The organism is Bacillus sp. FDAARGOS_1420 (assembly GCF_019344915.1).
GTDB lineage: Bacteria > Bacillota > Bacilli > Bacillales > Bacillaceae_G > Bacillus_A > Bacillus_A mycoides.
Window position 1 is genome coordinate 394,107 of sequence record NZ_JAHWJB010000003.1, and the last position, 17,735, is coordinate 411,841.

General features: G+C 33.2%; 14 protein-coding genes and 3 pseudogenes. 5 read left to right on the forward strand and 12 right to left on the reverse strand.

Going from position 1 to position 17,735, the window contains the following annotated elements; genetic code table 11:
- Positions 1 to 220 precede the first annotated feature (220 nt).
- Together I6L50_RS30790 and I6L50_RS30795 are read right to left on the reverse strand one after the other, a co-directional pair.
- Positions 221 to 1,432, reverse strand: a complete 1,212-nt coding sequence (locus I6L50_RS30790; protein WP_201033367.1) for an aminotransferase class I/II-fold pyridoxal phosphate-dependent enzyme — start codon at positions 1,430 to 1,432, stop codon at positions 221 to 223.
- Between the two features lie 95 nt (positions 1,433 to 1,527).
- Positions 1,528 to 2,730 (reverse strand): MFS transporter, encoded by a 1,203-nt coding sequence (locus tag I6L50_RS30795; RefSeq protein WP_219303977.1) that lies wholly within the window; start codon positions 2,728 to 2,730, stop codon positions 1,528 to 1,530.
- Positions 2,731 to 3,146: 416 nt separating this feature from the next.
- Here I6L50_RS30795 and I6L50_RS30800 point away from each other — a divergent pair, with 416 nt between their 5' ends.
- From I6L50_RS30800 to I6L50_RS30810, 3 genes are read left to right on the forward strand one after another with little or no spacing between them, the layout of a single operon-like run.
- The gene (locus I6L50_RS30800; protein WP_219303978.1) at positions 3,147 to 4,025 is read left to right on the forward strand and encodes a class I SAM-dependent methyltransferase; all 879 of its coding nucleotides are present in this window, start codon (positions 3,147 to 3,149) and stop codon (positions 4,023 to 4,025) included.
- Between the two features lie 18 nt (positions 4,026 to 4,043).
- Positions 4,044 to 5,108 carry an acyltransferase family protein gene (locus I6L50_RS30805; protein WP_219303979.1) on the forward strand — a complete coding sequence of 355 codons (1,065 nt, stop codon included), beginning with the start codon at positions 4,044 to 4,046 and terminating at the stop codon, positions 5,106 to 5,108.
- Between the two features lie 52 nt (positions 5,109 to 5,160).
- The gene (locus tag I6L50_RS30810; protein WP_219303980.1) at positions 5,161 to 5,571 is read left to right on the forward strand and encodes a YvaD family protein; all 411 of its coding nucleotides are present in this window, start codon (positions 5,161 to 5,163) and stop codon (positions 5,569 to 5,571) included.
- A gap of 207 nt (positions 5,572 to 5,778) precedes the next feature.
- On the opposite strand, the pseudogene I6L50_RS30815 reads toward I6L50_RS30810, so the two are convergent.
- The 5 genes and pseudogenes from I6L50_RS30815 to I6L50_RS30835 form a co-directional block, all read right to left on the reverse strand.
- A pseudogene (locus tag I6L50_RS30815) lies at positions 5,779 to 6,024 on the reverse strand (DDE-type integrase/transposase/recombinase); the annotation flags it as partial.
- Positions 6,025 to 6,187: 163 nt separating this feature from the next.
- Positions 6,188 to 7,399, reverse strand: coding sequence for an IS110 family RNA-guided transposase (locus I6L50_RS30820; RefSeq protein ID WP_219302052.1), 1,212 nt, complete (start codon positions 7,397 to 7,399; stop codon positions 6,188 to 6,190).
- 238 nt (positions 7,400 to 7,637) lie between these two features.
- Positions 7,638 to 8,000, reverse strand: a pseudogene (locus tag I6L50_RS30825) (IS6 family transposase); the annotation flags it as partial.
- Between the two features lie 807 nt (positions 8,001 to 8,807).
- A complete protein-coding gene (locus I6L50_RS30830; RefSeq protein ID WP_219303981.1) occupies positions 8,808 to 9,107 on the reverse strand; it encodes an ArsR/SmtB family transcription factor in 300 nt (99 codons plus the stop codon).
- A gap of 297 nt (positions 9,108 to 9,404) precedes the next feature.
- A pseudogene (locus I6L50_RS30835) lies at positions 9,405 to 9,746 on the reverse strand (Holliday junction resolvase RecU); the annotation flags it as partial.
- A gap of 1,743 nt (positions 9,747 to 11,489) precedes the next feature.
- On the opposite strand from I6L50_RS30835, the gene I6L50_RS30840 reads away from it, so the two are divergent.
- Positions 11,490 to 11,738 carry a hypothetical protein gene (locus I6L50_RS30840; RefSeq protein WP_219303982.1) on the forward strand — a complete coding sequence of 83 codons (249 nt, stop codon included), beginning with the start codon at positions 11,490 to 11,492 and terminating at the stop codon, positions 11,736 to 11,738.
- A 427-nt stretch (positions 11,739 to 12,165) separates the two neighbouring features.
- Here the strand turns inward: I6L50_RS30840 and I6L50_RS30845 are convergent, their stop codons facing one another.
- Positions 12,166 to 12,447 carry an LCI fold-containing protein gene (locus I6L50_RS30845; protein WP_088037994.1) on the reverse strand — a complete coding sequence of 94 codons (282 nt, stop codon included), beginning with the start codon at positions 12,445 to 12,447 and terminating at the stop codon, positions 12,166 to 12,168.
- Positions 12,448 to 12,841: 394 nt separating this feature from the next.
- Between I6L50_RS30845 and I6L50_RS30850 the strand changes: the two genes are divergently transcribed.
- Positions 12,842 to 12,952, forward strand: coding sequence for a YjcZ family sporulation protein (locus tag I6L50_RS30850; protein ID WP_000540371.1), 111 nt, complete (start codon positions 12,842 to 12,844; stop codon positions 12,950 to 12,952).
- A gap of 616 nt (positions 12,953 to 13,568) precedes the next feature.
- Here I6L50_RS30850 and I6L50_RS35180 read toward each other — a convergent pair.
- From I6L50_RS35180 to tnpB, 4 genes are all read right to left on the reverse strand, one after another.
- Entirely contained in the window at positions 13,569 to 13,775 is a 207-nt protein-coding gene (locus I6L50_RS35180; protein WP_257475445.1) for a hypothetical protein, read from the reverse strand.
- A 173-nt stretch (positions 13,776 to 13,948) separates the two neighbouring features.
- Complete coding sequence (locus tag I6L50_RS30860) at positions 13,949 to 14,893, reverse strand: CHAP domain-containing protein (RefSeq protein WP_257475446.1); 945 nt, start codon at positions 14,891 to 14,893, stop codon at positions 13,949 to 13,951.
- A gap of 542 nt (positions 14,894 to 15,435) precedes the next feature.
- Positions 15,436 to 16,242: an arylamine N-acetyltransferase family protein gene (locus tag I6L50_RS30865; RefSeq protein WP_219303983.1), complete on the reverse strand. Its 807-nt coding sequence runs from the start codon at positions 16,240 to 16,242 to the stop codon at positions 15,436 to 15,438.
- Positions 16,243 to 16,513: 271 nt separating this feature from the next.
- Positions 16,514 to 17,635 carry an IS200/IS605 family element RNA-guided endonuclease TnpB gene (gene tnpB / locus I6L50_RS30870; protein WP_219303984.1) on the reverse strand — a complete coding sequence of 374 codons (1,122 nt, stop codon included), beginning with the start codon at positions 17,633 to 17,635 and terminating at the stop codon, positions 16,514 to 16,516.
- Between the last annotated feature and the right edge of the window lie 100 nt (positions 17,636 to 17,735).

Consider the following 17,735-nt stretch of genomic DNA (forward strand, 5'->3'; position numbering starts at 1 on the left):
ACCTCTTTCAAATAAATACAATCTTTGCACCAGAACCAAATATAGAATAGCTTCACACAAAAAAACTAGAGAAAAGTTCTCTAGTTTTTTTCTACTACTGTGTAAGTAGTAGGACAAGTTAATATATATATTACCAAGATTTTACATATTTTGCAATGCTTTTTTTAAAAGAAAAATAGAGGCAGTAAACTCAATAAATAACAGAACGATTAACATTAACTTAGTTAGTAGATAATACACCTACTTCATTTTTAATTATGTTAAACTCACGGCCAACCTTCTCGAAAATATTTAGTATTTCATCAATTTGCTCATCCGTGTGCGTAGCCATAAATGATGTGCGAAGTAATTCGCTTCCTTCCGGTACTGCTGGAGAAATAACTGGATTTGTAAATAAACCGTTTTGCATTAAGCCCTGCCAAAATGAAAATGCTTTTGTAGTATCACCTATAATGATCGGTATAATTGGTGTTTCTGTTTCACCTATGTTGAAACCTAATCTTGTTAATTCACCACACACTTTTTGGGTAGTTTGAGACAATCTATCGCGTCTTTCTGGCTCACTTTCTATGATATCCAATGCTTTTATTGTAGCAGCTACACTTGAAGGAGTCATACTCGCGCTAAAAATCATGCTTCTTCCCTGGTGCTGAATGTAATCAATAACATCGGCATCACCAGCAACAAATCCTCCTAAACTACCAAATGATTTACTAAACGTACCAGTAATCAGGTCAATATCAGGCTCGACATCAAAATGCTCACATGTACCACGGCCATTTTTTCCAAGAACCCCAATTCCATGTGCATCATCAACTAACACTCGTGCACCATATTTCTTTTTCAATTCTACTATTTCCTTGAGTTTTGCTAAATCGCCTTCCATACTGAAAACACCGTCAACGATAATTAGTTTCCCTACGTTTTCCGGGCAACTTTTAAGTTGTTTTTCAAGGTCTTCCATATCATTATGGCGGAAACGTTTCATTTTTCCGTATCCTAGACGTATACCATCTACAATAGAAGCGTGAACTGTTCGGTCAATAATTGCGATATCATGTCGTCCTAAGAGAGGGGAAATCGCACCTAAATTTGTCTGAAATCCTGTTGAAAATACCAATGCTCTATCTTTATGTAAAAATCTTGCTAACCGTTCCTCTAGTTCTTCATGAATGGATAAAGTTCCGTTTAAAAACCTTGAACCAGATGAAGAAGTTCCAAACTTTGCGGCTGCTTCCGCAGAAGCTTCTATTAAACGTACATCGTTAGATAGGCCTAAATAATCATTAGAACCGACCATCAACATTTTATTGGAATCCACAACTATCTCTGTTCCGAATTTATTTTGTATCTTTTTGAAATAAGGATACATATTATTTTCTCGTAACCCCTTAACAAAATCCCAATCATAACACTTTTTAAATATGTCCATTGTTTTCCTCCAAATATCCCTGATATCATTTATTTTATAATTGCTAATTCCAATTTCCTTAAGCACAATAAAAACTAAGTTATAAGGCTATTATTCTATAAATAATTTTTATGTTCGGTCTTTTTTGTTTCGCCCTTCAAAAATCTTAATGCAATGCTGTAACATACCAAAATAGCACTTAGAATATAAAGAGCTGCTGATACATTAAACATATCTGCAAAAAAGCCACCGAATATTGGACCAATCATCATTCCGACAGAGTACGCAACATTGAAAACGGCAAATGCAGTAGCATATGCTCCCCCTCCTAAGCGATCAACAGAATTCGCTAGTTCTGGAAGTGTAGGTGTCAAAACCAAACCAGCCGCTGCCCCTAAAAAGAACAATATAACTCCTTCTAATACCAATGAATTTGGAATCGTTACTAAAGGTAAGAATGCAGCCAGAATGATTAAACCAATCATCATAATAGAAAAAGTCCCACTTTTATCTGATAACCAACCGGCAATTGGACTTGCCAATCCATATGCAAGAGTTGTAATCCCGAACAGAAAACCTATATGTACAGTATTTGCGCCTAGATGTTCCATAAGATAAATAGGCAATGTTGGTTCTAGAATGCTTATTGCGGATGACCCAAGTAAAACAACTCCAAAGATTTTTAACACTTCAAAGTCTTTAAATATTTTCAGGATGTCTATACTACTTGCTTCTTTATCTTTCGGTGGATCTTCTAATAAAAACATCCTTGCTAAACCATCTAATAACGCAATACAGGCTGCAAGTAGAAAAGGTAGTTGATATCCTCCCCATTCATATAATAATCCACCAACAGGCGCCCCTAGAAGTGTTCCAGCTGACATGAAAGTAATAACGGTCCCTAAAGCCTTACCTCTTTTATTTGCTGGGTATAGGTCGGTAATAAGGGCTAAGCCAGCGGTCCATGTGGCAGCGGCGGCAATCCCCTGTAATAGCCTTGCTAGAATTAATATGTACATATTACTTGCGAAAGCGAACATTAAAGTGCTTGCTATTAGTACTACCATTCCCCAAAGCATTGAGCCACGTCTTCCGAACTTGTCAGATACTACACCTAAAATCGGGGTAAAAACTATAAAAGTAAAAGCATAGCAACTTATTAAAATCCCAACAGTAGTCTGAGAAGCTCCAAATTTCGTAACATATAAAGGGACGATAGGAACCACTAAACTATATAGCAACATATCGATAAATACAGCCATAGAAATTACAAGTAATCCAGTTAGCGGATTTTTTTTCAGACTTTGAAATCTTGTCACTCAGTATTATCCTCCTTTCCGTTTAGATTCCGGAAATGATTGACGATTTTAACTCGTCTGAAAATTATGATATGACAATATGGTACCTTCTGTCAAATACTTCTAATTAATTTATCTGAAAATTAGGATATGATTCTATGTCATTTTGTGCTAAATAATTCTGATTACTTGCCACTTTCTATTAACATCTTAGTAAATTTTGCAACCTTATCCTGAGAAACTCCGCTTAATTTTATTTATATAATTTGTATATCATGTACATAAAATATAACTTGACGAAATTTTTTCTCAGTGATAGCATGAATTCTGGGTTTGCAAATTCCGTTTTTTTACAAATGACATCTCATTAGGTCACTCTAGTATTGTTGGTAGGTAGCCGTTTTAATTACTAATTAACTATTTACGGAGGGAAATTCATGTTAAACAAAGTCAAATTAGCAGCACGAGTAGCATGGTTTAAAGTTTCGAATCAATATGCAGATAGCTCCAAAGATTACGATAAAGCTAGTGATGATTATGATTCTTTCTTTTCTAGTACAATGGGAATACATTCACTAGGTTTACTAAATAAAATGAATATACAACCTGGACAACACGTATTAGAACTAGCTTGTGGAACTGGTTTTATTACTGCGGAGGTAGCCAATCGTCTAAATGGTGAAGGTACAATTTCAACTGTCGATCAATCTGCTGGTATGCTAGACGTTGCACGGAATAAAATATCTAAATATTCTGGATTGAAATTCAATATGCACCAAGGAGATATGGTGGAATTTTTAAAACAAATCCCTAGCTCAAGCATTGATACGGTGGTGTGCGGTTGGGCTATTTGCTATACAAATCCAGCTATTTTTCTCAAAGAGGTCCATCGTGTTCTAAAATCTAATGGCCAAGTTGGAATAATAGAAACAAGATGTGATTCAGAAGAAATTCTTATGAACGCATTTGAACGGGTTCTTAGTAATGACCCTACATATTTAAAACGTTACATCAGTATTAACTTGCCACCGAATTCTCTTACCCTACAAAAATGGTTTAATAAAGGGAATTTAAATACAATTGATCGCTGGGAAGGGGAACAAATCCTTCCTTGTAAAGATGCAGAAGATGCGATGGAATGGGTTTTTCGTTCTGGTGCCGCAGCTGGCTTCTTAGATGTACTCGATAGAGATAGAGAAGAAGAAATATTACATAAAATTAAAGAACAAATAAATCTATTTATTCAACAGGGCAATGAATTTAAATTAAGCCATACATTTGTTGCTGGGGTGGCATCTAAAGGTAGTAGTATATGAAAGGCGGAAGACGAGTAAATGGGCAATGAGAAACTCCATTATATAAACAACTTAAAAGCATTTCTTGCTGTTTTAGTTGTCTTATTTCATACGAGTAGTGCCTACGGGGGAGCTGGAGGATGGTATTATATAGAACCGTCGGATGATACCATTTCCACATCTGTCCTTACTCTAATAAACGCTCTATGCCAAAGCTTTTTTATGGGCCTTTTCTTTTTTATCGCAGCATATTTTTCACCTAGGTCTTTTGACGACAAAGGCTTTTTCAATTTTTTGAGAGATAGAGTTCCTAAACTACTTATCCCTGCTTTTGTTTATTTCTTTGTTTTAAACCCCTTGAGTATCAACCTTGTAAAGAAACAAAGTTATCTCTCGTCATTAGGCTTTTATAATTTATGGTTTGTTATGGCGTTATTCTACTTTACTGTAATGTATGCCATTATAAGAAAAACTACGGCAATAAAAATACCACAGATTAGTTTCCCAAGCATAAAGAAAATATTCGTCTTTATTATATTTATGGGTATCTGTAACTTTGTTGTTCGATTACTGTTTCCAACTGATCGACTATACATACATGACTTCACACTTGGATATTTTCCTCAGTACATCGTATTATTTATAATTGGAATCATTGCATACAGAAATAATTGGCTGAATCAAATAAACGAAAGAGCTGCTTCCATCTATTTTAGAATTTCAATAGTTTCTTTCTTAACAATGCCTATTGTATTCTTTTTAGATGGGGATCGCATAAATTACTTTTTCGGCGGAGTTACTATGGAATCGCTATGTTATTCTTTTTGGGAACCATTTACTTTTGTAGGCATAATTTTAAAACTGTTAGTTCTGTTCAAGAAGAAATTAAACTACACGACTCCCCTTCTTAGTAAAATTAGCCGTTCTAGTTATTCTATATATATAATTCAGGGCCCTATTATTGTTGGTTTGCAACTTATGTTTAGTCCATTTGAATTGAATGTTATTTTAAAAACAATATTAGTAACAATATTAACCTTTGTTTTATCACTAGGAATAAGCATGTTATTGCTTCGGATTCCTAGAATAAACAAAATAATATAATTTACATCCTAGATAAGGCACACTTTATACTAAATTTGTATAGGAGGAACGAATGAACTATTTAAAACCGTTTTTCTTCGTAACTGATATTGGGTTTATTATTTATTGGCTAGTTACTATTTTCCACCTTATACCGGAGAGTTGGGCGTTTAAGGATTATGATAATCCAATCATCGTGGCATGGAATTGGTCGTTTTTCCCTCTGGATATATTAATCTCTATTACCGGCCTTACCAGCATATACCTATATAACAAAAAACGTTCTTCTTGGAGTTCCCTTGCTTTAATATCGTTGATTTTAACATTTTGTTCTGGTTTACAAGCCATTGCATTTTGGGCTTATAACAATGATTTTGATATTACTTGGTGGGTATTTAACGGATATTTACTTATCTATCCATTGTTCTTCATTAAAACCGTTGTTGCCCCAAAAGATGATGATAATTTTGGTCGCAAAATATAGCATCTAAAATTCACTTAAAAAAAGGAGGCGTAGCTTAACATTATATAAGGGTATAAGAATAGAGGATAATTGGTCTATTAAAGAGGCTGGTTATCCTCTTTTTATATACATACTAATCTTAAAATTTAAGGGTTGATTCATAAGGATTCTGGTGCAAAAATAAAATATAGGAGAATAAAGCACATATATTCCTAACGGAATCGTATCTTATGCTGCAAGTCCAAACAATTGATGGATGAATTCTTTCTGATTTTGGACAGACTGGTCCCGTAAATCAAGCTGCTCTTTTTTAATCATATGCATGGCTTCTACTCCAGAAAGAATGGATGTAGCTGTGTCAAAACATTTGAACCCTAGCATAGAACAAGATCATCGCTTCTTTATAAAGCGATGATCTTGTTCTACTATGTTATTCAAGTATTTTTGTTGTCTAAGTTGCATACCATCAGGTATGCTTTTCTTACGATTAGTCAACCTGTATTTATAGATTTTTGATGGATTGAGTACCAAAAATCTATATCACACATGTATCCACGTATAACGCATACTAAATACCCCTAATATGATTCGTTTTTTTACTAGGGGGAGATATGATATGATGAATAAAACTATGATATTAGGCCGTTAACCGATAATCATAGTGTATATCGTGTGTAATAAGATGAAAGAGAAGCTTCAGTAACTTATTCACACACGCAATGGACGCAACTTTATGACATTTGTTATAGGGTTGCGTTTTTAATTTATCGTAGTACCCTATAATGTGATTTCGCCCGTAACGCCGTTGTTTAATCATGTTTTGGATAATCAGGAAAAGTAGTTTTCGTAAATGTTTATTTCCACGTTTATTAATTTTATCTTTATAAAAAGTTTTACCGGATTGAAAGCGACGTATATCAATACCGGCATATGCATTCAATTGCTTGTTATTCGCAAAACGAGTAATATCTCCTATTTCAGCCATTAAACGTACAGCTGTATTTGGCCCAATTCCAGGAAGGCTCAAAATGATACTATATTCTGCACGTTGTTCGGCAAGATGTACCATCTTGTTAATGCAATGTTCCTTTTGATGAAGAAGTTCTTGATAACGCCTTGCGTATACCTTGAGTTGATCACATAGGACATCATTTTGTGAAACGGCTGGATAGGAATTTTTCGCTATTTCAAGTATTTGAATTGCCTTTTTCTCTGCCATGATAGTTGATATTTTTTTATTGGTATTGGCACGAATACGATTTTTTATGATTGTTTTAGAAAGATTTAAAACACAATCTGGATGGGGAAATAGTTGAACAAAATTTAAAAATAGATCCGATTTACTAGTGAACATTTTTTCTAATTCAGGAAATGTTAATTGAATTACTTTGTGCATACGACTACGAATCATCGATAATTCTCCATCCAGTTCGCTATAAAATCTCGAAAGAGACTTTAACTGATGGAATAAGTGGTCCGTTCTATGAGATACCCTTCGGGTAACTGTAAAATGAGTAATGGCTAGTCGATGTGCATCACTTCGGTCCGTTTTATGAATCCGTAAGGAATCACATTGTAATTTTGCTTCTAAGGGGTTTAATAGACAATATGTATATTGGTTATCTTGCATAAATCGTTCTAGCTGCCTGGAATAAATGCCTGTTGCTTCGAACACAATTTCAGGTGATTTGCCAGTTTCATTGGTAAGCTCATGTATCTTTTTTTGTAGCTCTTCAAATTCAGACTTTGAATGTTTGATTTCTTTTTCAAAGATACATTGTTTTTGTGCATTATAAATGACCATATAACTTTTACCCATACTGATATCAAATGCAATTACGTGTCTCATAAGGTTCCTCCTGACGTAAAGTTGAAGTCTTCATCTTACACTTATCGATTCCCATTTCTTATACACGATCTCGAGGACCAACATACTAAAAACTGATTCAAATAAGGTAAGTGAAGAAGGTCAGTTTTTTTTACGGATTCAGAATCCTAAAGCATACACGACCCTTTCTTCACTTCTACTATATAAAAAATAGTAGTGCGAACCAATGCCTTGGCCTGCACTACTAATCTTAGTATGTTTTTTTTAACTGTTCAACTGCTATAGGATAAGCCGGGTTCTTATCGACTGTTATAACACGTGGCTTTGAAACATGAAAAGACCGCAAAGCTTTCTTGAAAAAGCGCTTTGCAGCCTTTTGGTCTCTTGTTTTGTTTAGGAAAAAATCAATTGTGTTTCCTTTCGAATCAACAGCACGATACAGATACATCCATTGACCTTTTACTTTGATATATGTTTCATCGACTCTCCAAGAGTCATTTGTTTGTTTGAGGTGACGGCGGATCCGTTTGTCCAATTCAGGACCATACTGATGAAACCAACGCATAATCGTTGTATGAGAAATGGATAAACCCCGTTCTTCTAGCATTTCCACCAAATCACGCACCCTTTTTAAAGTAATAGTAACAGTATGTCCAAGATTTATAGATTCCTTGCAATTGTCCTTAAATTTTTGCACCAGAACCGGAGTGCGAAACAAGGAAGAAGCTGTCCACAAGGCTCTAGAAATTGGAATTATTGAATAAAAAAATGTTTTTTTGTTTCTTTACAGCAAGGGAAAATGTAGTTACAAGATACAATAAAGGATAAACTTACGAATTTAATTGAGTATCATTTTTGATAGATAATTTTTTAAAAACAGGGTTACTACATATTGAATGTAGTAACCCTATTGTTTTCTATATTAGAAATTAAACATCTTTATTATTGCTATATGGAAGACAGTTCCAGGTCCTTTCATCTGATAATTATTTATTTCTAATTCGAAATAAATATCTCTTAATTTCTCCACCTGCAGAACTATTTTCACGTGAGGATTTCTCTAAGCCCAATGCCACCTAATTCAATAGCTGTCTCTAAACTTATCTACTCAATTCGTATATCATATTAGTATTATATCCCACTTTCTATCTAAGATGTAAAAAGATATAAAACTGGATACTTTTCAGACAAGAAAATGGGTACTAAATAAACTGTCTCCGTTGATAATTCAGCATTTCACACTATAAAGTACGCTCATTCTTTCATTTTTAAAAGACTTAAATTCTATAACATACGCTTTAAAACCTTTAATACATAGAACAAGGACTATAATTATAGACATTATACTATAACGTTTTTATGTTTTTATAAAATAAAAAATAGGTGAATTGTAAACCGTGATTGGGTATACATCCACCTATTTTTTTATTTAATTAGCATGGCCTAGTATTTGTATGATTTTATCAGCTTTGGAGTTTTGAATATGATAGTACATCTCTAACCCTTTTCTTTCAGCTTTCAGCGCTTTCCCTTTCATTTTGGATAAATGTTGCGATACTGTTGATTGTGGAATATCCAAAATATTAGTTAATTGTGTTACATTTAATTTCTTGCTCTTAGCCAATTCACTAACAATTTGTAGACGTATTGGATGAGCCATAACTTTTAATAGTTCAACGTTTTCTTCAGAAACTAAACCTTGTACATTACCATTATTAAATTTGTTCATAATACAACCTCGCATTCAATTTATATTTTATTCGAATTTTTCAATGTATATTCCTAATATTATTATATTAAAATTATTTGCACGTTTAAATATAAGTTAATTATATATTTTCAACTTGTGCTATGTGCGAAGTTAATATGTGTTTGTCGTGAAGTTTTTTAGATGTGTTTAGTAATTAAAAAAGCTACAAAGAAATTTTATCTCTTTGTAGCTTTGAATTAATGAATTATGCAGTATAAAAATACTAGTGCCATCAATATACCCATTTACACTTTAGATAAACTAGCTTAGGATATCAAAGGTATTTATTCCCTGAATAAAATTCATAAGGAAGAAACAAATCGCTCCCATCTTCTCTGCTTTCTCCAGATAATCCAATTGGTGCTGCGCAATGTTCTTTAAATCAAATCGTGTAGACTTCTTCGCTTCAAATGCAATAGCCCGTCCCTTATACACGCCATCATAGTCTACTGTACTCTTAGCTTCATAGAATCCATTTAGTACACGGCCACCTTTACTCTTTAACACCTTCACAGGAGTCGGACGCTTGTTTATAAGTGCCACTCCTCCTCTTTGATACATTTCATTCGCCAGATTGATAAGCATTTCAAATGCCATTCTGCGGTTTCCTAGTCCCATTGTTATTCCTCGCTTTCTATTTAAAGGATTATTTTGTTTAAATTTTGCTTAATTCTCACCAATAATTATCTAAAAATTTTAAAAACGTTATATAATGAATTTAATTTGAAATTAGGAGTGGTTAAAATTCCAGATACAATAAGACTCGTTCTTTTCATCCTTATAGCAATTAGTGCTGTTTTCTCTTTAATAAAAGAGTTTAAAAAACCTGAGAAAAAAGCACTTTGGATTACAATTGAATTTTTAGTTCTTTTCTGGGCGATATGGGTAATAGTGAATATCATAATCTAATTTATAGATTATGATTTCCTCCCTGAATAAAACTTAATATTTCGTCAATAATATAGATAGGCGATGGCCATAACTCATTTAATGAAGTCCCTAACCTTTCTCCTTTCCCCCTTTTGGAGAACCAGCCGAGCAGTTAGTTTTTGCTAGCTGCTCTTTTATTTATGAAAAAAGATAAAATCCTTTATAATGATTCTTCTTTATTTCTCAATATAAAGAGCCTTGGATTTTCGTTAATAATCTTGTAGTATATGAACAAAGAGTAAGGTAAGAGTTACTCTTTGCCATTTTAGGAAAGGTCCTGTTGGAGACAACGGGGCCTTTTTTCATATAGAAATAGTTTTGTTTAATTTTTCACCATTAACCACAAAAATATCTTATAATCGTTATATACTAAATTATTCAATGGATTAGGAGTAGATCACATGCCAGTTACACTAGAACTTATTCTTTTCATTCTTATAGCAATTAGTGCTGTTGGCTATTTAATAAAAGAATTTCAAAAAACTAGGAAAAGAACACTTGGAATTTCAATAGAATTTTTGGTTCTTTTTTGGTCAATATGGAGAATATCGGCTATCATAATCTAATTTGTAAAATATAATCTCCCTTGATTAAAAATAAATATTCCGTCAATACTGTAGACACATGGTTATCCTTTCTCTGTTTTCCTTATATGAGCAGTTAGCTTTTGTTAGCTGCTCTTATTTTCTGTAATTGGTTACATTTATCTGATTTTTTTAACGTAATATTACGTTAAAAAATAAAAGAATAAAATATATTGAGCTGTTATACCATTACCCTAGGAAACTAGGTTTTTTATTTCTACCAAATGAAATTTTTATACTAATTACTTTCATCTCTCATAATCCAATTCAACTTCATAAGTACGTGGTCCAGGATACCTATTTGATTATTAACACCATCGCAATATTCCTCACTATGGATTCTCAAAAAGCCATTTTGATTCGTTTTAAACTGATTTTCTACGTTCTAAATCAGTAATGAGCTGTTTAACTTCTTCAGATTTCAAACTGCACATCCTTTTCCACCAAATAGCGTTTTTGTTTAGTTCTATCACGCCGAGACATATAGACAACTATATATTTAGGTGTTAAAATGTTATTGTGATTCCCATATGGTTTCACATACGACTTTTTCTCTGTTTAGGGGGCTCTTACATAATTGTAAGAGCTATTTTTTTATTCACATTTTGATTTTTTTCACTTTTTCGATACATTTATGAAACATTCATGTGTTATCTTCAGTACGTTCTATTCTTTTTATAAAATCGTGTGAGATATACCAACACAAAAAGCCCTAGAGCCCTAACTCTAGGGCTTTTTCATTTAAAATAAGGATTTTGTTTGACTTTAGTTCTTACATAAGACCGACTAGACACTAACATTTTTATGTAGTACAATTCTTATCAGAAAAATGTTAGGAGATTTATTTATGACTTTTGAAGATAATCGTAAATTAGGAATTCAACAAGGATGCATAGTACTAACAGATCAATCACAATATCTTGTTGTTAAAAAGAATGAAAATTATTCTTTATTAAACATCGCAACTGCGGAATGCATAAACTTTGATGTTTCACTTGAACATCTTGAAGAAATGGTCCAAGTAGATTTAAAAGAAAAAATTCAAGCTATCATTCCACCAGAGAATATTAAGATCGTAGCTCAAAACAGAATATAAAATGTATTTTCTAAGAGCACTTTCTTTAGTGCTCTTTTTTCGCGAATAGTTTCAAATAACTATTTTGTTCGACTTTTTATTAAGCTAATTTTTCTAATCAATTATAGATTTTGTTCACTTTTACGATACATTTATGAAACATTTATATGTTACGTTATACAAGTCCTTTTTTGAATCATATTCATTCTGTCAAAAAGCCCTAGTCCCCTCTAGGGCTTTTTACGTTTAAATAAAGAGGTATACCAGATTTCTCAATGTACAATATTACTTAACATGTAAAAAAAGATTTGGATAGGAGTTCAATACATATTATTAAAATTGGGATGGTTCAAGTTTGAGGAAGGCACCTTTGGGTGTCTTTTTTATGGAGAATCCATTTAAAAATTTTAAATAAAAGAACCTCAATAAATGAGGTTCAAAAAATTTACTATTTTAAATTACCTTCGTAAAAAGCAACTCCATTTTGAACATGTTTTAAATACCACGTAATCGTCCCGCCACAAACATTTTCATTAAAACTATTAGCATATACTCCATTTGAGTAATAAAGAGTTCTTTTGAATTTACCATTAGAATACTCATAAGGAATTGAGCATGTTGCTTGCTTCGGAGAGCTCACAGATTGTTGCGTATCAGCTGAAGCTGCTCCAATTCCTCCTGTTAATGCAATACCAGTTGCTAATGTTCCTACTACTAATTTCTTGAACATAATAAATCCCCCTATAATAATTTTTATAGCTTACAACTTAAATGTATCACCTTTTTAATTTTTGTAAATATTTTGAATATGTAGAAATATTTATTTAAATTTTGATAATATTGGGATTCTATTTTTTCAACTGGAAAATAGAGGGTTTTAGAAGAGTATGTAGTAATGCATAATAAATCAACCAGATATTATGATATACTCTCAAGGTGTGATACATAATTTCTTCAAATTGGAAAACTAAACCCTATCTACCCAATTGTGGGGGACGCCTTATGGCGTCTTTTTTTTAGGACCTGCTCAATTCAGGCGTAAAAACATAAGGTAAAGTGAACCCGTTAAAATACATGGAATGAACCCTAGTTTCACCCTCTTATCTAAAGGAGGAACTATTATTATGGGATATGGTGGTAGTTGCGGCGAAGGCTGCGGTTTTGCTGGAGGATTCGCTTTATTAGTTGTATTATTTATTTTATTAATCATTATCGGATGCAGTTGCTTCTGCTAAAAAACTATTGGAAAAGGCACCTTTGGGTGTCTTTTCTTTATGCGTTAAAAAGCCCACCTATTTCCGTAGGTGGGCTTTTTCTTTATTACACAATACCAAAGTATACTCTCTTTTTCTCGTAAACTTAATGCAATTATACATATTCAGAAAAATTACACCAAATAAATATTATATGTAGTAAAATATAATTCGTGGACACGTTCTATAAAGCAGATTCTCCGATTAGAAGGCGTAACACATCTCAACCATATAGATGTGGCGTTGCTTTAATCTAGCCAAACAAACGATCTCGATTCTCTTGTATTTGTACACTAACAATCTGGTGAAAATAAATGATTCTTTTTTATAGGTCGTGTTTACTTGATGTCCAATACATATTATTAAAAGTTAAGTGGTTCAAGTCGGAGGAAGGCACCTTAGGGTGTCTTTTCTTTATTTCTCAATATAAGAACTTTAAGAGTATGCTATTATTTAAATGCAAATTCCCTTTTGTGCAATGAGATAGTAGTACCCTAATGATCCACCTATTCCCGAAGGTGGGTCTCTGCAAATTCATCAGCATCATGAAAACCAATATCAAATGAATACAACGTTTCTAATGTTTCTGAAGCTCCAATCATATAAAAATATTCTCAATATCTTTATATGATTGGAAATATACCGTTTTTGCTTTTTGTATTTTCCCATCAGTCTGCAACTTTTTCTTTTTAATGTCTAACTCCTCAAACATAAACTCATTTAAATGTTCCAAGATATCTGTAGATCCATGAATGCGTAAACGAGGTCTAATATATATCTTATTTTTAGGTCTTTTCTCTCTCATAATTCCTACATCGTGTCTCATTAAGATATAAGTTTTAACAAATAGGGGTACAGCCGCATGCCCATCAAGCTAACCAAGTAAATTACTAGATATGAAACGATCCTTGTTTCAAAACTAGCAATTTATAGAAAAGTAGGCATGCTAAAGAAGCCTATTAAAACGTGATTTTTTCGCTAGACAGCTTGTCTATGCTTCACCGTCGTTTTATACACAATCCCTAGAATATTGCGTTCCCTATACCTACGAAAAACGCTTGAATAGTTCTCATTATCTTTGTTCCCTTCTGCGACAAGAATTTCTTGGTCTTCGCAGTCAAGGACAATTCCAATATGGTCGTGAGAATTATTTGATAAAAGTTTTTCATAAATAACTATATCTCCGCGTTGTGGTCTAAAGTTCTGGTCATCATAATAAAAAAATCCAGTTTCGGTTAGTTGAGCCCACTCAAATATAGCACCTACACCAGCTAGTCGATAATTACCGTTTGGATAACGTATCGGCAGCAAAATTCCTGCCTGCATACAGCATTCGTATACCATTCCTGCCTGCATACAGCAATGGTATACGAATGCTGCACACCAATTCCCTTGGAGTACTTTATATATATCGGGATTAGGCCAATAATGGGAAATTTCCGTATACAGTTTATCTTCTGGAATTCCAATAATGTTTTGACTTGCTAGTTCTTCGGAAATATCGGCCAACAAACTTCGATTATCTTTTCTATTTTTGGTAATCTTTTCATTATGATTGGTTGGAACTACTTCTTCAAATTGATCCTTTGGAATGGATAAGTCGCCAAATACATTATGAAATCTTTGAACATCCATATGGGATACGGTGTGATCCAAGTCCTGAAAGAAATTATTGAACATAATAGCATCTTTGATTAATTCATCGTATGGACCGTGGACTTTCCCACGCTGATTCTGGTAGAATATTGCCCGAAGAATGGTAAGTTGTTCATCCTTAGAAAAAATATTTAAATCTCTTATGATAGGTCTAACGGTTTTAGCACTATTAATACCGAGAAAATAACTAATACCAGTTTTATAGAAATAGTAGTTGTGAAGCAAACCTGTGATAGCCGCAATCTCTGTCTCTAATCCTCTCTTCATTGCAAACATCGAAGCGAAAGATGATACTCCATTAAGTAGCATAAGCTTCTTGTCTGTTAACTAAGCTGTCCAAATCAAGTATTTCATTAACAAGTACACGAATACTTTCAAGCCTGTTTCTTGAACTATTCACAGATTATCCCACTTTATCACCTTGACCAAACTTGACCTTTGGTTTAGGTACAATTTTTTACAATCTCACATTAATTCTAGCATGATATCCATTTTTATTTTGCCTAATAGGGATAGAGTCACATCGCTATCAAGCTAAGAAAATACAACTACCCCAGAACAAGATTTTGTGCTAATTTGGATTCTGTTGCAAAGTTCAAAAAAAGTATACGTCTGCTTAAAAAATACGATTATAGTTTAAATAGCTATGTATAATTGCTGTAATTTCTTGTATATCGCATGAATTGTTTCGATTCTTATCTCGCCCATCCTTAAAATATCATAAAAGGATATAATAGTCAGAATCCACATACAAAAAAGAGAACAACGAGTTATTACAGCTTATAGCTAACTACCTTCATGTTACCTGTCTAAAAAATATTAAATTGATCTTTAAGTATTTGATGATATTGTTTCTCTGTTATTTCTTTTTTAGATTTTTTTCCATGTCGGGTTTCTGTAAAACTTTGCTTAGTAAGTGCAATATGACCGTGTTCAATCAATTTACAAATAATATTCCCCTTATTCACTGGCGATTCTGGATGCTCTATAACCATATTTTGTATATCATTCACTTTTTTTTCATTAATTGCATTTAAATAAAAAGCATAACCGATAGACCAGGTATCAGTAAGATTCGAATCAAAATAATGCGAAGTTTCTCCATTTTTTCCTTTTTTCATTTCGAATACATGGGTTCCTTTCTTCGTATTTTGTTTACGAACACGATATTCGCCCGTTACAGAAGTCACGCTGTCACCATGAAAAGGAACTGGATGTAAAGGAAGATAGGATGCGAAGCCAGCATCTATTATATAGTTGTCATTTTTGTGCTGTAAAACTATAAGTGCGTGACCATCATCAGGGTTCCACTTTCTTATTTTCGGATCATAAAGAGTTCCAGCTATTCGATATACTTTAAATCCACAATCACACAAAAAATAATATAATAAAGAATTAATTTCATAGCATAATCCGCCACGATTCTTTAAAAGCAGCTTTTCTTCAATATTTCCCCTAGAAAATTCTTTCGTATTTCCTTCCATGATGTCTATATTTTCATACGGTAATAAGTACCCCATCTGTAAAAGAATTGTATGTAAATCTTCGAAATTCACATTTTCTTTTGGTGGAATTTTTAATTTTAAGAAAAACTTTTTTTGTAATTCAGTTAACATGATATATCCCCTTCCATTCACAGAAAATGTATTCGTTTAATGCTATTACGACCCATTAAGTTTATGGCTTGAATAAAACATTTCAGAGACTTTGTATCAATAAACATTAGCGGACAATAAGGAGCAAATGTTACAAAATCTCTTAAGATTTTTTTCAAATGTGTTTTTGGGTATTTTGGTACCTTTACTCATCCTCTTGAACTACCCCCACCTTCACTTCGTTTAGAAATGGGGGATTCCTAAGTAAAGAGTTCTATCGAACTCTAATTTATTAGGCTATCTCCGCAGTCCTTGCGGTTAGAAGCCTTATCGCTTCATTCTTTAGATTGATACTTGCGTTAATATCCCTATCATGATGTGTACGACAAGAAGGGCATCCCCATTTACGTAGGTTTAGATTTTTAACGTCTTTGTTTTGATATCCACAACAAGAACATAATTGGCTTGAAGCAAATGTTTTCGATACGACACTGACTTGTTTGCCGTACCATTTTGCTTTATATTCCAACATGGTCCGAAACTGTGACCATGATACCTCACTAATTGCTTTTGCTAACTTATGATTTTTTAACATATTCGATACTTGCAAATCTTCTATACCGATAACATCGTGGTTTTTGATGATTTCAGTTGAGATTTTGTCCAAGTAATCTTTTCTAGAATTCATTATATATTCATGAATTCTAGCTACCTTAATTCTTTGTTTATTCCAGCGAGAAGATCCTTTCATTCTTCTAGAAAGAACACGCTGTACTTTTGCCAACTTCTCTTCTAACGATCGAAAAAACTTCGGGTTTTTATAGGTTGTTCCATCTGACAAAATCGCGAAGTCTTTTAGCCCTACATCCATTCCAATGTAAGAAAGTGTTTTCGGGAGTTCTTGCACTTCTGTTTCCACTAACAATGACACAAAGTATCTACCAGAAGGGTTCCTTCTAACCGTAGCATTTAAAATACGTCCGGTTGCTTCACGACTTTTGGCAAATCGAACAAGACCTAGTTTTGGCAATTTCATTTTGTTTCCTACAACGGCAATGTTTTCATTTGTTTGTTTTGTGGTATAAGATTGTACGTTGTTCTTCTTAGATTTGAAACACGGGGAGCTGTTTTGTTTTTTGAAAAAGCGTGTATAAGCATCCGCAAGGTTGCGAACAGACGACTGAATCGCAATACTATCCACTTCTTTTAGCCAAACAAACTCTTTCTTCATGGCAGGGAGTTTGGCAGAGCATGTACCATATGTCAAACCTTTTCCTGTTTCTTTGTATGCATTATCCCATAGAGATAGGAAATGATTGAATACAAAACGAGAACAACCAATCGTTTTATTGATTAGAGTTGCTTGTGCTTTATTTGGATATATACGAAATTTATATGCTTTATTGATAATCATAAGTTTCACCTCCATTTCAATATATATCTATCGCACACCGAACGTACATTCGTCATATAGTGAAATGATCATGACAATTTGTCAAGTAACACTTTACTAC